The sequence below is a fragment of the Streptomyces minutiscleroticus genome (assembly GCF_014650875.1).
Taxonomy (GTDB): domain Bacteria; phylum Actinomycetota; class Actinomycetes; order Streptomycetales; family Streptomycetaceae; genus Streptomyces; species Streptomyces minutiscleroticus.
Window position 1 is genome coordinate 119,632 of sequence record NZ_BMVU01000007.1, and the last position, 17,541, is coordinate 137,172.

Below are 17,541 nucleotides of genomic sequence, written 5' to 3' on the forward strand. Positions count from 1 at the left end.
GCCGCGGGCCGGGAGCCGGCCGGCTCCCGGGGCCTGTCGTCGCCCGCGCGGCAGGCGGGGTTCGACGACAGGCCTAGGGGCGAACCCCGGGACAGCGGCCGGGGGCGCATCGGGGAAGGCCGGGGCGGATCCCGGATGTTCGGAGACCGGCCGGCCGGAACGCTTGTCGCATGTCCCGCCTCGAACGTGCGTCCCGCCTCAAACGTCTCCTCGTCGTGCTCGGCTCGGTCGTCGCCGTCGCCGTCGCCGTCGCCGCGCCGGCCGATCGCGGCCGGCGCCGCCTGGAGCCCGCGCTGGACGGTGGACCAGCCGGCCGCGACGCTCTGGTACCACCCCCGTCCGCACGGCGCCGGCGCCGTCCGCGGGAGGTTCTTCGACCTGAAGCGCACCGGGATCAACGGGCGCGCGATGGACACGGGCCGGGTCGACGAGACGGTCGCACGGGGCACGACGGAGGTGTGGACGGTCCGCGGCACCGACGGCATGCCGCACACCTTCCATGTGCACGACGTCCGGTTCCGGGTGCTGGGGGTCGACGGCTCTGCACCGCCGCCCGCGCCGCGGGGCCCGAAGGACACGGTGTTCCTGCCGAACGGCACCACGATGAGACTGGCGCTGCGCTTCGACGGCCCGGCCGACCCGGGCACGCCGTACATGTACCACCGCCACCTGCTCCGCCACGAGGACTAGGGGATGACGGGCCAGTTCGTGGTGGTGGGGAAGGGGCGGCGGGCGGGCACGCCGGCAGGCCACGGTGCGGGACACGGACAGGGCGGGTGAAGGCCGGTCCGGGAGCGGACGAGTTCGGTCCGGGTCACTAATCTTGCGTCATGACAACGGCTCTCATCACGGGATCGACCGCGGGCATCGGCTCCGCCTTCGCGAGGCGGCTCGCCGCGGACGGCCACAATCTGGTGCTGGTGGCGCGCGACGTCAAACGGCTCCGCGAGCAGGCGACCGAGTTGCACGACCGGCACGGCATCGAGGCGGAGGTCCTGGCCGCCGATCTGTCCACCGACGACGGCATCGAGGCGGTGGCGACCCGTCTGAAGGACCGCAAGAACGCGGTGGACCTGCTGGTCAACAACGCCGGCTTCGGCAACAAGGGCCGTTTCCTCGACGTGCCCATGGCCGACGAGCTGACGATGCTGAAGGTGCACTGCGAGGCGGTGCTCCGGCTGACCGCGGCGGCGACCGGGGGAATGCGGGAGCGCGGCCGGGGCGGCGTGATCAACGTCGCGTCGGTGGCCGCCTTCGTGCCGCGCGGCACGTACGGGGCCTCCAAGGCGTGGGTCGTGCAGTTCACCCAGGGCGCGGCGCGCGACCTGGCCGGCAGCGGCGTGCGGCTGATGGCGCTGGCGCCGGGCTTCGTGCGCACGGAGTTCCACCAGCGGGCCGGGATGGGCACGGACAACATCCCGAACTGGATGTGGCTCGACGCGGACAAGGTCGTCGCCGCGGCCCTCGCCGACCTGGCGCGCGGCAGGTCGCTGTCGATCCCGGACCCGCGGTACAAGGCCCTGATGGGTCTGGCGAAGGTGACGCCGCGCTCACTGCTCGGCGGCATCACGTCCAGGACGGGACGCAAGTACGGGCCGCAGTGAGCCCTGTGCCGCCGACGGCCGGCGCGTCCGTCCCTGCGGACGGAACCGGAGGCACCGACCGCCAACGGTCCCGGTCCCGGCGCCGACAGCGGAATCGGCACCAGCAGCGGCAGCGGGACCAGTACCGGCAACGGCAGCGCGAAGGCCCGGCGCCCCTCCTCGGGGTGCCGGGCCTTCGTCACGCGGTCACCGGAGTGTGCCGCGGGGTGTCTCAGTGGGAGTGGCCGTGACCGTGGCCGGCGGCCTCCGGCTCCTCCTCGGCGGGCTTCTCGACGACCAGGGTCTCGGTCGTCAGCAGCAGCGAGGCGATGGAGGCGGCGTTCTCCAGGGCGGAGCGGGTGACCTTGACCGGGTCGATGACGCCGGCCTTGACCAGGTCGCCGTACTCGCCGGTCGCGGCGTTGTAGCCGTTGCCCTTCTCCAGCTCGGCGACCTTGGAGACGATGACGTAGCCCTCCAGGCCGGCGTTCTCCGCGATCCAGCGCAGCGGCTCGACGGCGGCGCGGCGCACGACCGAGACGCCGGTGGCCTCGTCGCCCTCCTTGCCGAGGTTGCCCTCGAGCACCTTGACGGCGTGGACCAGGGCGGAGCCACCACCGGAGACGATGCCCTCCTCGACCGCGGCGCGGGTCGCGGAGATGGCGTCCTCCAGACGGTGCTTCTTCTCCTTCAGCTCCACCTCGGTGGCGGCGCCGACCTTGATGACGCACACGCCGCCGGCCAGCTTCGCGAGGCGCTCCTGGAGCTTCTCGCGGTCCCAGTCGGAGTCCGTGGTCTCGATCTCGGCCTTGATCTGGTTGACGCGGCCCGCGACGTCCTCGGCGTTGCCGCCGCCGTCGACGATCGTGGTGTCGTCCTTGGTGACGGTCACGCGGCGGGCGGTGCCCAGCACGTCCAGGCCGACCTGGTCGAGCTTGAGGCCGACCTCCTCGGCGATGACGGTGGCGCCGGTCAGCGTGGCGATGTCGCCGAGCATGGCCTTGCGGCGGTCGCCGAAGCCGGGGGCCTTGACCGCGACGGCGTTGAACGTGCCGCGGATCTTGTTCACGACCAGGGTCGACAGGGCCTCGCCCTCGACGTCCTCGGCGATGATCAGCAGCGGCTTGGAGGCGTTGGCCTGGATGACCTTCTCCAGCAGCGGCAGCAGGTCCGCGATCGCGGAGATCTTGCCCTGGTGGATGAGGATGTACGGGTCGTCGAGGACGGCCTCCATGCGCTCCTGGTCCGTCACGAAGTACGGCGACAGGTAGCCCTTGTCGAAGGCCATGCCCTCGGTGAAGTCCAGCTCCAGGCCGAAGGTGTTGGACTCCTCGACGGTGATGACACCGTCCTTGCCGACCTTGTCCATCGCCTCGGCGATGAGCTCGCCGACCTGCTGGTCCTGGGCGGACAGCGCGGCGACGGCGGCGATGTCGGACTTCTCGTCGATCGGGCGGGCGGTCGCGAGGAGGTCCTCGGAGACCGCGGCGACGGCGGCGTCGATGCCCTTCTTCAGGAGGGCGGGGGAGGCGCCGGCGGCGACGTTCTTCAGGCCCTCGCGCACGAGCGCCTGGGCGAGCACGGTGGCGGTGGTCGTACCGTCACCCGCGATGTCGTTGGTCTTGGTCGCCACCTCCTTCACCAGCTGGGCGCCGAGGTTCTCGTACGGGTCCTCGACCTCGACCTCGCGGGCGATGGTGACACCGTCGTTGGTGATGGTGGGGGCGCCGAACTTCTTGTCGATGACGACGTTGCGGCCCTTGGGGCCGATCGTCACCTTCACCGTGTCGGCAAGCTTGTTGACGCCGCGCTCGAGGGCGCGACGGGCGTCCTCGTCGAACTTCAGGATCTTCGCCATGGAGCTAGTCAGTCCTCTCGATTGCGATCCCCGGCCGCTCCCCCTGGAACGGCCGTGCCGCGGAAAACGAACCGCGCCCCCGACGCCCGGCTTCTTGACGGTCGCGGGGGCCAGGGGCGCAGCTCGAAGGCAAGGCAGAAGCGGTGAATTACTTCTCGACGATCGCGAGCACGTCGCGGGCCGAGAGGACGAGGTACTCCTCGCCGTTGTACTTCACCTCGGTGCCGCCGTACTTGCTGTAGAGCACGATGTCGCCGGTCTTCACGTCGAGCGGCAGGCGCTCGCCGTTCTCGAAGCGGCCCGGGCCCACGGCCAGGACGACGCCCTCCTGGGGCTTCTCCTTGGCGGTGTCCGGAATGACCAGGCCAGAGGCCGTGGTCTGCTCGGCGTCCAGCGGCTGGACCACGATGCGGTCCTCGAGCGGCTTGATGGCAACCTTGGAGCTGGCGGTCGTCACGATCCGACCTCCCCCTTCGGAGATCTCACGGGGTTAACTGTCTGAGGTGGCGACCAGGTCGATCCGTCGTCGCGGGTGCCGGACCTGCCCGTCGCTTGGTTGGCACTCTCCGGTGGTGAGTGCCAGAGCTGAGACTATGACCGCGATTAGCACTCGGTCAAGCGGAGTGCCAATTGCCGGCGGCGCGGCGCCCGGAAACGGCTCCGCACGGCCTGCGGGACGACGGCCCGCGGGAGCCGTAAGGCCCCCTCCGGAGACCGTGCGACCGCGCCGCGGACCGCGTGCCCGCCGCCCCGCCCGCTCGTCGGCCGCTCCCCGACCACGGTCCTGGCCGACCACGGTCCTACGGGAGCGGGGCGCGCGGGGTGATCCGGGGCCCGTGTCTCAGAGGTAGTCCTCCAGGCGGCCCACCGCGTACCCCTTGGCCGTGACCTTCTCCAGGAAGGTGCGGACCATGTCGCGCATGGTGCCCTTCCACTCGTCGCGGCCGCGGAAGTGGGTCAGGACGATGTCGCCGGGGTGCAGGTCGCGGTCCCACTCGCGGTACTCCCAGCGGTCGGCGAAGACCTCCTCGTTCCACAGCGGGACCGCCTCGACGCCGCAGGACTTCGCGGCGCGCAGCGTGTCCTCGTCGTAGTCGCCGTAGGGCGGGCGGAAGAGGGTGGGGCGCCTGCCGTAGCGCTTCTCGACGACGTCCTGCATGCCGCAGATCTCGCGCTTCTGCTGCCGGTAGGAGAGGGCGGGCAGGTAGGGGTGGTGGAGGGTGTGGTTGTTCAGCCCGATCCCCCGGTCCCGCATCCGCCCGAAGTAGCCGTAGCCCTTCTTGATCAGGAAGTCGCTGAGGAAGACGGTGTACGGGATGTCCAGCTCGTCCGTCATCCGCAGGAACTCCGGATCCTTCTCCGCCCCGTCGTCGATGGTCAGGAAGACGACCTTGTCCTCGGTGGGGACGGTCGTGAAGACGGGCGGCAGGCCCCGCTCCTCGTGGCGGTCGACCTCGAAGCCCTCGCGGGTGGCCGGGCGCCGCTTCCGCGCCGGCGGCGGGGGCGCGGCGAGCGGGACGGCGGACAGCCTCCAGCGGGCGGCCGCGGCGACGCGCGCGGCGTGGGCGCGGCCCGGTCCGGACGCGTACGCGTGCAGGGCACGGGCGGGCGGTGCCTTCAGCGGCCGCGGGCCGGGTCCGGGCGCCGCCCTCCCGGAGCCGCCGTCCGTGCAGCCGGAGGCGAGGGCGGCCGCGGCGAGCGCGGCGGCCGCGCCCCGGACCGCCGCCCGCCTCCCCCGGCTTTCATCATTTCGTCCCACTGGTCGCATGGGAGCGGATCCTCGCAGCGCACGGCGGGCGCGGAGGGCCGACACCGCACGCGTACGCACACCGTCCACCGACTGGCCGACAATGGGGCGGTGAACGACCTCGATCCCGTCGCCTCCTTCGCCGCCCTGCTCACCGACGAGGGCCGTGCCCTGCTCGACGAGGTGCGCGGCACCGAACCCGCCCGCGAGCTGGCCGTCGCCACCCGGCTGCGCCGCGACCACCCCGCGGGGCTGGTCTCCGCCGCGCTCGCGCAGGCGCGGCTGCGGCAGCGGGCGGCGGCGAAGTTCGGCGCGGACGCGGAGCGCATGTTCTTCACGCCCGACGGCGTGGAGCAGGCGACCCGGACGGCGGTGGCCGACCACCGCGCCCGCCGCTTCCGGGAACTCGGCGCGGGGTCCGTGGCCGACCTGTGCTGCGGGATCGGCGGCGACGCGATCGCGCTGGCCCGGGCCGGGGTGCGCGTCCTCGCCGTCGACCGCTCCCCGCTGACCTGCGCGGTGGCGCGCGCGAACGCCGCGGCGCTGGGTCTGGAGGACCTGATCGAGGTGCGTGAGGGCGACGTGGCCGACGTCGACGCGTCCGGGTACGACGCGGTCTTCGTGGACCCGGCCCGGCGCGGCGGACGCGGCCGGATCTTCGACCCGGAGGCGTACTCCCCGCCGCTGTCCTGGGCCGTGGCGGCGGCCCGCGAGGCGCCCCGTGCGGCCCTGAAGATCGCCCCGGGCGTGCCGCACGAGGCGGTGCCCGCCGAGGCCGAGGCCGAGTGGGTCTCGGACGGCGGGGACGTGAAGGAGGCGGTGCTGTGGTTCGGCACCGAGCCGGGTCTCGTCCGCGCGACGCTGCTGCCCGGGCCGCGCGCCCTGACCGGCCGCGACCTGCCGGACCCGGCCGTCCGGCCGCCGGGGCGCTACCTGTACGAGCCCGACGGCGCCGTCGTCCGGGCCCACCTGGTCGCCGAGGCCGCGGCGGAGCTCGACGGCGGGCTGCTCGACGAGACCATCGCGTACGTCACGGCGGACACGCTGCGGCCGACCCCGTACGCCACCGCGTACGAGATCACCGACGTGCTGCCCTTCAACGTCAAGAGGCTCAGGGCGCTGCTGCGCGAGCGCGGGGTCGGCGTCCTCACGGTCAAGAAGCGCGGCTCGGCGGTGGAGCCCGAGGAGCTGCGCCGCAAGGTCAAGCCGCAGGGGCCGCACGCGGCCACGGTGTTCCTCACCCGCGTCCAGGGCGCGCCGACGATGCTGATCGGGCACCCCGCGCGCGCGTGAGGCCCCCCACGCGCGTGCGGGGGGCCTCACGCGCGGAACGGCGGAGGCGGGGACCGCCTCCGCCGTTCCGACGGGACCACTGCTCAGGACGCCGCCTCGACGGGACCGCCGCTCGGAGCGCCGTTCCGGCGGACCGCCGCTCAGGACGCGGACGGGGCGCCGTCCAGCTCCTCCAGGGTGGCGTTCGACGGGCCCCTGCGGGACCGCTCGTCGCGGGCCACGTCCTCGGCGGCACCCAGCACCCGCACCGCGTTCTGCCAGGTCACCTTGGCCAGGTCGGCCTCCGACCAGCCGCGGTCGAGCAGCTCGGCGATCAGGTTCGGGTAGCCCGAGACGTCGTCCAGGCCCTCCGGGGTGAACGGCGTGCCGTCGTAGTCGCCGCCGATGCCGATGTGGTCGACGCCCGCGACCTCGCGCATGTGGTCGAGGTGGTCGGCGACGTGCGCGACGGTGGCGACCGGGCGCGGGTGGTCCTCCTCGAAGGCGTGGTGCACCTTCATCGCCTCGGCGGTGGAGTCGAGGTGGTGGAAGCCGTGCCTGCGCATGTTCTCGTCGGCCTCGGCCGTCCAGTCCACGGCGGCCTGGAGCACGAACTTCGGCACGAAGGTCACCATGGCGACGCCGCCGTTGGCGGGCAGCCGCTCCAGGACGTCGTCCGGGACGTTGCGCGGGTGGTCGCAGACGGCGCGCGCCGAGGAGTGCGAGAAGATCACCGGCGCCGCGGAGGCGTCCAGGGCGTCCCGCATGGTCGACGCCGCGACGTGCGAGAGGTCCACGAGCATGCCCTCGCGGTTCATCTCGCGCACCACCGCGCGGCCGAAGGCCGACAGGCCGCCGACGTTCGGCTCGTCCGTCGCCGAGTCCGCCCAGGCGATGTTGTCGTTGTGCGTGAGGGTCATGTAGCGCACGCCGAGCGCGTACAGCCCGCGCAGCGCGGCCAGGGAGTTCTCGATGGAGTGGCCGCCCTCGGCGCCCATCAGGGACGCGATGCGGCCCTCCGCGCGGGCCGCCTCCATGTCGGCCGCCGTCAGCGCCGGCCGCAGGTCGCCGGGGTAGCGGTCGAGCAGCTGCCGTACGCAGTCGATCTGCTCCAGGGTGGCGGCGAGCGCGCCCGGCAGGTCGGAGCGGACGTACACCGACCAGTACTGGGCGCCGACGCCGCCCGCGCGCAGCCGCGCCAGGTCGGTGTGCAGGTGCGCGCTCTGGTCGGCGGCGATGTCGCGGGCGCCGATGTCGTAGCGGACCTGCTCGCGCAGCGCCCAGGGCAGGTCGTTGTGCCCGTCCACGACGGGGAAGCGGGCGAGCAGGCCGCGGGCGCGGTCCAGGGAGGACGCGGACGGGGAGGGAGACGTCACGGCGCTCACTTCCCCGAGCCGAAGCCGAAGCCCTCGGCGGCGCCCTCGACCCTGGCGCGCAGCCGCTTGCCCTTCTCGGTGGCCTGGTCGTTCAGCTCCTGCTGGAACTGCCGCATCCGGGCCAGCAGCTCCTCGTCGTGCGCGGCCAGGATGCGGGCGGCGAGCAGGCCCGCGTTGCGCGCGCCGCCGACCGAGACGGTGGCGACCGGCACGCCCGCCGGCATCTGCACGATGGACAGCAGGGAGTCCATGCCGTCGAGGTACTTCAGCGGGACCGGGACGCCGATCACCGGCAGCGGGGTCACCGACGCCAGCATGCCCGGCAGGTGGGCCGCGCCGCCCGCGCCCGCGATGATCGCCTTCAGGCCGCGTCCGGCGGCCTCCTCGCCGTACGCGACCATCTCGCGCGGCATCCGGTGCGCGGAGACGACGTCGACCTCGTAGGCGATCCCGAACTCGTCGAGGGCCTTGGCGGCGGCCTCCATGACGGGCCAGTCGGAGTCCGACCCCATGACGATGCCCACGACCGGGCTTGCTGCGACGGAGCTCATTCGGTGATCGTTCCCCTGAGGTAGCCGGCTGCGTGACGGGCGCGCTCCAGCACGTCGTCGAGATCGTCGCCGTAGGTGTTGACGTGGCCGACCTTGCGGCCGGGCTTCACGTCCTTGCCGTACATGTGGATCTTGAGCTGCGGGTCACGGGCCATGCAGTGCAGGTACGCGGAGTACATGTCCGGGTAGTCGCCGCCGAGCACGTTGACCATGGCCGTCCACTTCGCGCGCGGGCGCGGGTCGCCGAGCGGCAGGTCGAGGACGGCGCGCACGTGGTTGGCGAACTGCGAGGTGACCGCGCCGTCCATCGACCAGTGGCCGGAGTTGTGCGGGCGCATGGCCAGCTCGTTGACGAGGACGCGGCCGTCGCGGGTCTCGAAGAGCTCGACCGCGAGGTGGCCGACGACGCCCAGCTCCTTGGCGATGGTGAGCGCGAGCTGCTCGGCGTGCAGCGCCAGCTCCTCGGAGAGGCCGGGCGCCGGGGCGATCACCGTGTCGCACACGCCGTCGACCTGGCGGGACTCCACCACCGGGTAGGCGACGGCCTGGCCGTGCGGCGAGCGGACGACGTTCGCGGCGAGCTCGCGCACGAAGTCGACCTTCTCCTCGGCGAGGACCGGCACCCCGGCCTTGAACGGCTCGGCGGCCTCCTCGGCGGAGCGCACGACCCACACGCCCTTGCCGTCGTAGCCGCCGCGCACGGTCTTGAGGACGACGGGGAATCCCCCGCCGCCCTCGGCCGCGAACGCGGCCACGTCCTGTGGGTCCGCCACGATGCGGTGGCGTGGGCAGGGCACCCCCATCGCGGTGAGGCGGGCCCGCATCACCCCCTTGTCCTGGGCGTGCACGAGCGCGTCGGGGCCGGGCCGGACGGGGATGCCGTCCGCCTCCAAAGCCCGCAGGTGCTCGGTCGGGACGTGCTCGTGATCGAAGGTGATCACGTCGCAGCCCCGCGCGAACGCGCGCAGCGTGTCCAGGTCGCGGTAGTCGCCGACGACGACGTCGCCGACGACCTGTGCCGCGGAGTCCTGGGGTGTGTCACTGAGAAGCTTGAACCTGATGCCGAGCGGGATGCCTGCCTCGTGCGTCATACGAGCGAGCTGACCGCCGCCGACCATGCCGACTACCGGGAACGTCACGCCTCAAGGGTATCGGCCGCGCCATCGGGCCTCGCCGGGGTGTGTGATCAGCGGCTTCTCCGACGGGTTCCGTCCACCGTACGCCCGCCGCGCGCCCGCCGCGCGGTCACTCCCGGGCGGGCGGCGGAGCCGCTGGTTAGCATGGCCGGAACCGGCGACTGCGACGCGTCCGACGAGACGGGACTGGGGCGACACCATGGGCATGGGTGGTTCACGCGAGGCCCGTACACGGCCCCGCAGCGCGGTGCGCCGGCGGATCGACCGGCTCGTACGGGAGGTCGCCAAGTTCGGCGCGGTCGGCGGGGCCGGGCTGCTGGTGAACCTGGCCGTCTTCAACCTCGTCCGGCACACCACCGACCTGCAGGTCGTGCGCGCCAGCGTGATCGCCACCCTCGTCGCGATCCTCTCGAACTACATAGGGTTCCGCTACTTCACCTACCGCGACCGCGACAAGAGCGGGCGCACCAGAGAGCTGACCCTCTTCCTGCTGTTCAGCGCGGCCGGGCTGGTCATCGAGAACGGCGTGCTGTACGCGGCGACGTACGGCCTCGGCCTCGACAGCCCGCTGCAGAGCAACGTCTTCAAGTTCCTCGGCATCGGCGTCGCGACCCTCTTCCGCTTCTGGTCCTACCGCACCTGGGTCTTCCGGGCGCTGCCGTCCGAGGGACCGGCGCACGGGGCGGCGGACGCGGAGGCGCTCCTGGAGGACGACGCGGAGGGCCCGCGGGGGGCTGCGGGCCCGGCGGGCGCCCGGGCAGACGTACGGGACGCCGGGCAGGAGCGTGCGGGCCACCGGGTGCCGTGAGGCCCGCCTGATCCCCGGCCGGGATCCCGGCAGCCCCGCTACCTGATCGTGCTCTCCGGCTCGCCGTCCTCGGGCGAGGGGTCCGCGGCGGTGCGGGAGAGGAACAGGCCGAACACCGGGGGCTTCGCCTGGAGCATCTCCAGGCGGCCGCCGTCGGCCTCGGCGAGGTCCCGGGCGACGGCGAGGCCGATGCCGGTGGAGTTGCGGCCGCTGATGGCGCGCTCGAAGATGCGGGCGCCGAGGTCCGCGGGCACGCCCGGGCCCTCGTCGGTCACCTCGATCACGGCCTGGTTGCCGGTGACGCGGGTGCGCAGCGCGACCGTGCCGCCGCCGTGCATCAGCGAGTTCTCGATCAGCGCGGCCAGCACCTGGGCGACCGCCCCCGGCGTGCCGACGGCCCGCAGGTGCCGCTTGCCGGAGCTGACGATCGCGCGGCCCGCGCTGCGGTAGGCCGGGCGCCACTCGGCGAGCTGCTGGTGGATGACCTCGTCGAGGTCGAAGAAGACGGCGGAGCCGGTCCGCGGGTCGCGTGAGTTGGTGAGCAGCCGCTCCACGACGTCGGTGAGCCGCTCGACCTGCGTCAGCGCGATCGTCGCCTCCTCCTTCACGATGTCCGGGTCGTCGGTGAGGGTGATCTCCTCCAGGCGCATGGAGAGCGCGGTGAGCGGCGTGCGCAGCTGGTGGGAGGCGTCGGCGGCGAGGCGGCGCTCGGCGGTGAGCATGCGCGCGATGCGCTCGGCGGAGCCGTCCAGCACGTCGGCGACGCGGTCGAGCTCCGGGACGCCGTACCGCTTGTGGCGCGGGCGGGGGTCGCCGGAGCCGAGGCGCTCCGCGGTCTCCGCGAGGTCGGTGAGGGGCGAGGCGAGGCGGTTGGCCTGGCGCACGGCCAGCAGGACGGCGGCGATCACGGCGAGCAGGGCGACCGCGCCGATGATCAGCAGCGTGCGGCCGACCTCCCGGGTGACGGAGGAGCGCGACTCCTCGACCGTGACCGTCTCGCCCTCCTCGCCCCGGGCCGTGGCGCGGATGACCTCGTCGGCGGGCTTGTCGCCGATCTCGATGGGGGCGCGGCCCGGGATCTCCACGCGCGCGTAGCGCTCGCCGGCGACCTGGTCCTGCAAAACCCGTGCGGTGACGTTCTCGTCGCCGAGGATGCGGCTGTCGACGATGCTGGCGAGACGCAGCGCCTCGGAGTCCACGCGCTCCTGGGCGCTGTTGCTGATGGTGCGGGTCTCGACGATGACGAGGGAGACGCCGAAGACGGCGATCACGACGAGCACCACGGCGAGGGTGGACTGGATGAGACGGCGACGCACGGGGGCCCTCCGGGCTGGCGGATTCCGCAACCCAGTGTGCCTTGCCGCGGGCGCCCCACGGACGGGGCACCCCTGGCACGCACCTGCGTGCATACGTACGTACGCGCACGTACGGGCCCGGACGGCGGACGAGGGGGCCGGCTGCGCCAGGGGGACGACGGCCCCGGCGGAACGCGGGCCGGACCCGCGACAGAGCGAGCCGTCGCGCCAGCCGTCGCGCCCGTGTCCGGGCCGGTCACAGCCCCTGCGTCCCGGCGGACCGCCGCGTCCGGCCCCGGACGCACCGTTCCGCTCCCGGGCGCGCCGCCACCCACCCGGACAAGCCGTGACACCCGTATCCCGGCGGGCCACCGCGGTCAGCTCCGGGCGGACCGCCGCGTCCGGCCCCGGGCAAGCCCTCCGCCGCACCCCGCGCACCGCGGGGCGCCGGCTCAGCTCTTCTCGAAGCGGAAGCCCACGCCCCGCACCGTCGCGATGTAGCGCGGGTTCGCCGCGTCGTCGCCCAGCTTCTTGCGGAGCCAGGAGATGTGCATGTCGAGGGTCTTGGTGGACGACCACCACGTGGTGTCCCAGACCTCCCGCATCAGCTGGTCGCGCGTCACGACCCGGCCCGCGTCCCGGACCAGCACCCGCAGCAGGTCGAACTCCTTCGCCGTGAGCTGCAGCTCCTCGTCGCCCATCCAGGCGCGGTGCGACTCGACGTCGATGCGCACGCCGTGCGTGGCGGGCGGCTGCTGCGGCTCCGCGGCGCCGCGCCGCAGCAGCGCCCGGACCCGGGCGAGCAGCTCGGCGAGCCGGAAGGGCTTGGTGACGTAGTCGTCGGCGCCCGCGTCCAGGCCGACGACGGTGTCCACCTCGTCGGCGCGCGCGGTGAGGATCAGGATCGGCACCGTGTGGCCCTCGGCGCGCAGCCGCCGGGCCACCTCCAGGCCGTCCATGCCGGGCAGTCCGAGGTCCAGGACGACGAGGTCGACGCCGCCCTGCATTCCGGCGTCGAGCGCGGTGGGGCCGTCCTCGCGCACCTCCACCTCGTACCCCTCCCGGCGCAGGGCGCGGGCCAGCGGCTCCGAGATGGACGCGTCGTCCTCGGCGAGCAGTACACGGGTCATGAACCGATGGTAGTCCGCGCCGGAGGAGCGCCGGACTGTGATCGGCAGGAGTGATCCCGCCCGCCGGACGGCCCTGTTCGGACCTGCGGCTGTGGGATGCCATCCTGGCGGAGACCTTCGAATGGGCGTTCACGGTTCCGCTTTCACCTGTGATCCATGTCTCAAGTCCTTCCATATCCGGCACTGTCATGCCGTATGGTGACCTGAACGCCTGTAGCACGACCGAAGACCTTCGTGAACTCTGGACGCTGAAGGTCTTTTTCGCGTGCGGTGCGTGCGGGCCGGCCTCTCGCCGGCCCCGAACGGAACGACCTGTGGCCGGGCCCGGACGCGACGACGCGTGCCCGGGCGTGGATCCCGGTGGCCGCCGTCCTTCGCTCCGTGATCCGGGGCGGACTCCCCGTGGGCGTGGAGTGGACGTCGGACCCGCCGGTGCCGGCCGCCCCACCGGGCGCGCTCCTCCGGTTTCCCAGCGAAGCGCGGAGGACACCCCCACGCGCCCCAACCAGCAAGGAACGACCATGGCGTCCAGCCTGACGAAGGACTCGGTCACCCCGGGCACCCCCGGCTCCGAGAAGACCTTCTTCGGCCACCCCCGCGGACTGGCCACACTCTTCATGACCGAGATGTGGGAGCGGTTCTCCTACTACGGCATGAGGGCACTGCTCCCGCTGTACCTGGTCGCTCCCGGCGGCCTGCACCTGAGCGCGGCCACGGCGACCGCGATCTACTCGGTCTACCTGTCGCTCGTGTACCTGCTCGCCATGCCCGGCGGCTGGTTCGCCGACCGCGTGCTCGGCCCGCGCAGGACCGTCGCCGTGGCCGGTGCGGTCATCATGCTCGGCCACCTCACGCTGGCCCTGCCGTGGTCCGGCAGCTTCTACGGCGGCCTCGGCCTGGTCGCGATCGGCTCCGGCCTGCTGAAGGCCAACATCTCCACGATGGTCGGCCACCTCTACGACGGCCCGGACGACCCGCGCCGCGACGGCGGCTTCACGCTGTTCTACGTCGGCATCAACCTCGGCGCCTTCGCCGCGCCGCTGATCATCGGCACCATCGGCGAGAACGTCAACTGGCACCTGGGCTTCGCGCTCGCCGCGCTCGGCATGGCCCTCGGCCTGGCGCAGTTCCTGCTCGGCAGCCGCCACCTGGACGCGCGCTCCGACGTCGTGCCGACCCCGCTGTCCGCCGCCGAGAAGGCCGCCACGCTGCGCAAGGGCCTGCTGTGGCTGGCCGTCGCCGTGGTCTTCTACGGCGTCGTCGGCTTCTCCGGCGTCTACACGCTGAACTGGCTGCTGGTCCCGATCACCGTGGCCGGCCTGGTCATCCCGGTCTGGGTCATCGCCCGCATCAAGCGCGACAAGGACCTCGACCGCCACGAGCAGTCGAAGATGACCGCGTACATCTGGTTCTTCGTGGCCGCGGCCGTCTTCTGGATGATCTACGACCAGGGCGGCTCGACCCTGTCGATCTTCGCGGAGAGCTCCGCGGAGAACAGCGTCCTCGGCTGGGAGTTCCCGGTCTCCTGGTACCAGTCGGTCAACCCGGTCCTGATCATGGCGTTCGCGCCGGTCTTCGCCTGGCTGTGGCTCGCGTTGAACCGCCGCGGCAAGGAGCCGAGCACGATCGTGAAGTTCGCCTCCGGCCTGCTGCTGGTCGGCGCGTCCTTCTTCCTGTTCCTCGCGCCGCTGTCGATCGCCGACGGCGGGCACAAGGCCGCCGCGCTGTGGCTGGTGGGGATCTACTTCGTGCAGACCGTCGGCGAGCTGCTGCTCTCCCCCGTCGGCCTCTCCGTGACCACGAAGATGGCGCCCGCGAAGTACGCCTCCCAGATGATGGGCGTCTGGTTCCTGGCCGTCACCGCCGGTGACGCCACGACCGGCCTGCTCTCCATCGCCGGTGTCGACCTCAACAAGACCGGCATCGTCACCCTGGAGGCCGTGCTCGCCGTGATCGCCGGTGTCGCGGTGTACATGTACCGCAACAAGGTCAAGGCGCTCATGGGCGACGTCCGCTGACGCCTCCCGCCGCGCGGGCCCGCCGGCCCGCGTGAGACGCGCAGAGAGGCCCGCCGCACCCCGGGATGCGGCGGGCCTCTCTGCGTTCCCGTTCCCGTACGGCGGGGCCGGCGGTGGCAGGGACACGGCGCACGCCCCGGCCACCGCGTCGCGCCCCGCGCGCCGCACACGAAGAACGCGCCGGAACCGGGTCGGTCCGACGCGCACGGGGAGCGGGAAGCGGTGGGTGGCTCGCGGTGGGGTGCGCTGCGGCGCGCGGAGGACGCGCGAGGAGACGCGGCGCGTGCCGAGCGGCTCGTGGGGGGGGAGGCGGCGCGTGCCGGGCGGCTCCCGGCTCGCGAGGGGGCGCTGCTAGGCGGGCGCCCCGATCTCCGCCCACACGGTCTTGCCGGACAGGCCGGGCGTGCGGATGACGCCCCAGTCCAGGCAGAGCCGCTGCACGATGAACATGCCGTGGCCGCCGGGGCGGCCCGCGCGGTGCGGGGTGCGCGGGGTCGGCTGGCCCGCGCCGCGGTCGGAGACCTCGACCCGCAGCATCTTCTTGTCGCACGCGATCACGAGCTCTTCCGGGCCCTCGGCGTGCAGGCAGGCGTTCGTCACGAGCTCCGAGACGACGAGCAGGACGTCCTCCGCCGCGGCCCGCTGGTCGGCGGTCGCCGAAGGCAGCCAGCCCCACTCGTACAGCGCCTGGCGGGTGAAGTCGCGGGCGAGCGGCACGACGCCGCTCTCCTCGTCGAACCTCAGCCGGCGGGTCTGCCGCCCGCCGACGCGCGCGGACGAGCCGCCTCGGGTCGCCCCGGAAGCGCCGTCGGCGCCCTGATCCGGGCCGCGGTCGCCCGGCGAGACAGGCCGGGTGGTGCTCATCAGCGCTTCACCTCACCGATTCACCAGTTCGTGATTTGGGACTCAGACAGTCGGAGCGTTCGGATTCCGGGACCGCCGGGCGCCTGTCCTTCGATCTGCTGACAACATTCAGGATGTCTCCTGCCCGGCCGGTCCGTCCGGACACCACTTATTCCGCTCAGGCCTTGTGACCGTCGTAACGCGCTGATCACACGCGGGCAACCGGACATCACTCCGCCGTACGCCGCCTAGTCGGCCAGCGCCGCTTCGAGCGTGTCGTGCACGCTGAAAACAGCATCGGCGCCCGTGATCTCGAATACCCGTGCCACCACCGGCTGCATGCCCGCCAGCCGGACCTCTCCGCCGGCGGCCTCGGCCTTCAGCCTGGCCCCGAGCAGCACGTTGAGGCCCGTGGAATCGCAGAACTCGAGCTGCGAGCAGTCCACGACCATGCGTGCGAAGCCGCGCTCGACGCACCCTTCCAGGGGCTCGCGCAGCAGTTCGGCGGTGTGATGGTCGAGCTCGCCCGCCGGTGTGACGACGGCACTCGAGCCCTCTTCCCGCACCTTGACCAGAAGCCGGCCCGACTGTGCGCTGCCGACCGTCCCGCGGTCCATGCCGTGTCTCTCTTCCGACCGTCGTGGCTTTTTGTTGACGCCCTCGAACATTACGCCCTCCCCGCATCCTGCGACACCCGAACATCCCCCCGGAAACGGACATTTCGCTATGGAACGCACTTGCGGCGAGTTCATGAAAGCGGGTAGGGCTAGTAGGGACAGTTATCGACACGGCCGGCTTTGGAGGCGCCGCACACCGCAGTGCACGTATGGGCATCGGCGGCCATATGCCGAGAACGATGGAGGACATCATGTCACCCCGGCTCGACGCATCGCATACCCCTGAGGCGACGTCGGCATTCATCCCGGATCAAGCAGACCACTCCGAGGAGGTCCTCGACGGGCTCGACGGGCTCGAAGGACTTCCGGAGATCCCCCCGTACGACGAGGTGGGGGCGATGGACGCCCGGGCCTTGTCCAAGACGCTCTTCAAGCGGCTCGAGTCCCTGGAAGAGGGCACGCACGAGTTCGCCTACGTCCGCAACACCCTCGTCGAACTGAACCTCGCCCTCGTGAAGTTCGCGGCCTCCCGGTTCCGCTCCCGCAGCGAGCCGATGGAGGACATCGTCCAGGTGGGCACGATCGGCCTCCTCAAGGCCATCGACCGTTTCGAGCTGAGCCGGGGCGTCGAGTTCCCGACCTTCGCGATGCCGACCATCATCGGCGAGATCAAGCGCTTCTTCCGGGACACCTCCTGGTCCGTGCGGGTGCCGCGCCGGCTGCAGGAGCTCCGGCTCGACCTGGCCAAGGCCGGCGACGAGCTCGCCCAGCGCCTGGACCGCGCCCCGACGGTCACGGAGCTCGCCGGCCACCTGGGCATCTCCAACGAGGAGGTCGTCGAGGGCATGGCCGCGTCCAACGCCTACACGGCGAGTTCGCTGGACGCCCAGCCCGAGGAGGACGACTCCGAGGGCGCGCTGGCCGACCGCATCGGCTACGAGGACCACGGGCTCGAGGGCATCGAGTACGTGGAGTCCCTGAAGCCGCTGATCGCGAGCCTCCCGGCGCGCGACCGCAAGATCCTCTCCCTGCGCTTCGTGGCCAACATGACGCAGTCGGAGATCGGCGAGGAGCTCGGCATCTCCCAGATGCACGTGTCGCGGCTGCTGTCGCGCACGCTGGTCAGGCTGCGCAAGGGGCTGACCGTGGAGGAGTGACCGCGACGGCGGTGACGGTGGCGCTCGGGCCCCCGGGTCCGACGAGCCCCGCCGTCGCCGCCGTGGTTCCGTGGACGCGTACGGACGCCGCGCCGGGCCTCGTGCCCGGCGCGGCGTCCGTGTCCGCGCGCAGGGACGCGGCGGCCGTGC

16 protein-coding genes are annotated in these 17,541 nt (G+C 72.6%); 6 read left to right on the forward strand and 10 right to left on the reverse strand.

Going from position 1 to position 17,541, the window contains the following annotated elements; translation table 11 throughout:
* Nucleotides 1–135: 135 nt before the first annotated feature.
* Together IE271_RS11350 and IE271_RS11355 are read left to right on the forward strand one after the other, a co-directional pair.
* The gene (locus tag IE271_RS11350; protein WP_229919260.1) at nt 136–690 is read left to right on the forward strand and encodes a multicopper oxidase domain-containing protein; all 555 of its coding nucleotides are present in this window, start codon (nt 136–138) and stop codon (nt 688–690) included.
* A 140-nt stretch (nt 691–830) separates the two neighbouring features.
* Complete coding sequence (locus IE271_RS11355) at nt 831–1,604, forward strand: SDR family NAD(P)-dependent oxidoreductase (protein WP_190190121.1); 774 nt, start codon at nt 831–833, stop codon at nt 1,602–1,604.
* Between the two features lie 211 nt (nt 1,605–1,815).
* Here the strand turns inward: IE271_RS11355 and groL are convergent, their stop codons facing one another.
* The 3 genes from groL to IE271_RS11370 form a co-directional block, all read right to left on the reverse strand.
* On the reverse strand, nt 1,816–3,441 hold the full coding sequence (groL, locus tag IE271_RS11360) for a chaperonin GroEL (RefSeq protein ID WP_190190122.1): 1,626 nt from the start codon (nt 3,439–3,441) through the stop codon (nt 1,816–1,818).
* 148 nt (nt 3,442–3,589) lie between these two features.
* A complete protein-coding gene (gene groES / locus IE271_RS11365) occupies nt 3,590–3,898 on the reverse strand; it encodes a co-chaperone GroES (protein ID WP_016434667.1) in 309 nt (102 codons plus the stop codon).
* A 384-nt stretch (nt 3,899–4,282) separates the two neighbouring features.
* Nucleotides 4,283–5,209, reverse strand: coding sequence for a polysaccharide deacetylase family protein (locus IE271_RS11370; protein ID WP_190190123.1), 927 nt, complete (start codon nt 5,207–5,209; stop codon nt 4,283–4,285).
* A 90-nt stretch (nt 5,210–5,299) separates the two neighbouring features.
* Between IE271_RS11370 and IE271_RS11375 the strand changes: the two genes are divergently transcribed.
* Complete coding sequence (locus IE271_RS11375; protein WP_190190124.1) at nt 5,300–6,481, forward strand: class I SAM-dependent methyltransferase; 1,182 nt, start codon at nt 5,300–5,302, stop codon at nt 6,479–6,481.
* Nucleotides 6,482–6,621: 140 nt separating this feature from the next.
* On the opposite strand, the gene IE271_RS11380 is transcribed toward IE271_RS11375, so the two are convergent.
* The 3 genes from IE271_RS11380 to IE271_RS11390 are packed head-to-tail and all read right to left on the reverse strand — an operon-like array spanning nt 6,622 to nt 9,526.
* Nucleotides 6,622–7,836, reverse strand: coding sequence for a dipeptidase (locus IE271_RS11380; RefSeq protein WP_190190125.1), 1,215 nt, complete (start codon nt 7,834–7,836; stop codon nt 6,622–6,624).
* A 5-nt stretch (nt 7,837–7,841) separates the two neighbouring features.
* On the reverse strand, nt 7,842–8,387 hold the full coding sequence (gene purE / locus IE271_RS11385; RefSeq protein ID WP_190190126.1) for a 5-(carboxyamino)imidazole ribonucleotide mutase: 546 nt from the start codon (nt 8,385–8,387) through the stop codon (nt 7,842–7,844).
* Nucleotides 8,384–9,526 (reverse strand): 5-(carboxyamino)imidazole ribonucleotide synthase, encoded by a 1,143-nt coding sequence (locus tag IE271_RS11390; RefSeq protein ID WP_190190127.1) that lies wholly within the window; start codon nt 9,524–9,526, stop codon nt 8,384–8,386. Before IE271_RS11390 ends, purE begins: the two co-directional genes overlap by 4 nt.
* Before the next feature lie 202 nt (nt 9,527–9,728).
* On the opposite strand from IE271_RS11390, the gene IE271_RS11395 reads away from it, so the two are divergent.
* Nucleotides 9,729–10,331 (forward strand): GtrA family protein, encoded by a 603-nt coding sequence (locus IE271_RS11395; protein WP_190190128.1) that lies wholly within the window; start codon nt 9,729–9,731, stop codon nt 10,329–10,331.
* A 38-nt stretch (nt 10,332–10,369) separates the two neighbouring features.
* Here IE271_RS11395 and IE271_RS11400 read toward each other — a convergent pair whose 3' ends face one another.
* Together IE271_RS11400 and IE271_RS11405 are read right to left on the reverse strand one after the other, a co-directional pair.
* Entirely contained in the window at nt 10,370–11,647 is a 1,278-nt protein-coding gene (locus tag IE271_RS11400; RefSeq protein WP_190190129.1) for a sensor histidine kinase, read from the reverse strand.
* Between the two features lie 431 nt (nt 11,648–12,078).
* Nucleotides 12,079–12,756: a response regulator transcription factor gene (locus IE271_RS11405; protein ID WP_018566970.1), complete on the reverse strand. Its 678-nt coding sequence runs from the start codon at nt 12,754–12,756 to the stop codon at nt 12,079–12,081.
* A gap of 521 nt (nt 12,757–13,277) precedes the next feature.
* On the opposite strand from IE271_RS11405, the gene IE271_RS11410 reads away from it, so the two are divergent.
* Nucleotides 13,278–14,774 (forward strand): oligopeptide:H+ symporter, encoded by a 1,497-nt coding sequence (locus IE271_RS11410; protein WP_190190130.1) that lies wholly within the window; start codon nt 13,278–13,280, stop codon nt 14,772–14,774.
* 351 nt (nt 14,775–15,125) lie between these two features.
* Here IE271_RS11410 and IE271_RS11415 read toward each other — a convergent pair whose 3' ends face one another.
* Nucleotides 15,126–15,638: an ATP-binding protein gene (locus IE271_RS11415; protein ID WP_190190131.1), complete on the reverse strand. Its 513-nt coding sequence runs from the start codon at nt 15,636–15,638 to the stop codon at nt 15,126–15,128.
* Between the two features lie 227 nt (nt 15,639–15,865).
* On the reverse strand, nt 15,866–16,234 hold the full coding sequence (locus IE271_RS11420; RefSeq protein WP_190190179.1) for an STAS domain-containing protein: 369 nt from the start codon (nt 16,232–16,234) through the stop codon (nt 15,866–15,868).
* Nucleotides 16,235–16,473: 239 nt separating this feature from the next.
* On the opposite strand from IE271_RS11420, the gene IE271_RS11425 reads away from it, so the two are divergent.
* Nucleotides 16,474–17,391 (forward strand): RNA polymerase sigma factor SigF, encoded by a 918-nt coding sequence (locus IE271_RS11425; protein ID WP_190190132.1) that lies wholly within the window; start codon nt 16,474–16,476, stop codon nt 17,389–17,391.
* Nucleotides 17,392–17,541: the final 150 nt, after the last annotated feature.

Coding starts and splice junctions, on each gene's coding strand:
- IE271_RS11370 (WP_190190123.1), bottom strand. CDS start 5,209: ATGCGACCAGTGGGACGAAATGATGAAAGCCGGGGGAGGCGGGCGGCG.
- IE271_RS11410 (WP_190190130.1), top strand. CDS start 13,278: ATGGCGTCCAGCCTGACGAAGGACTCGGTCACCCCGGGCACCCCCGGC.
- IE271_RS11350 (WP_229919260.1), top strand. CDS start 136: ATGTTCGGAGACCGGCCGGCCGGAACGCTTGTCGCATGTCCCGCCTCG.
- IE271_RS11405 (WP_018566970.1), bottom strand. CDS start 12,756: ATGACCCGTGTACTGCTCGCCGAGGACGACGCGTCCATCTCGGAGCCG.
- groL (WP_190190122.1), bottom strand. CDS start 3,441: ATGGCGAAGATCCTGAAGTTCGACGAGGACGCCCGTCGCGCCCTCGAG.
- IE271_RS11395 (WP_190190128.1), top strand. CDS start 9,729: ATGGGTGGTTCACGCGAGGCCCGTACACGGCCCCGCAGCGCGGTGCGC.
- IE271_RS11425 (WP_190190132.1), top strand. CDS start 16,474: ATGGAGGACATCATGTCACCCCGGCTCGACGCATCGCATACCCCTGAG.
- IE271_RS11420 (WP_190190179.1), bottom strand. CDS start 16,234: ATGGACCGCGGGACGGTCGGCAGCGCACAGTCGGGCCGGCTTCTGGTC.
- IE271_RS11415 (WP_190190131.1), bottom strand. CDS start 15,638: ATGAGCACCACCCGGCCTGTCTCGCCGGGCGACCGCGGCCCGGATCAG.
- purE (WP_190190126.1), bottom strand. CDS start 8,387: ATGAGCTCCGTCGCAGCAAGCCCGGTCGTGGGCATCGTCATGGGGTCG.
- IE271_RS11355 (WP_190190121.1), top strand. CDS start 831: ATGACAACGGCTCTCATCACGGGATCGACCGCGGGCATCGGCTCCGCC.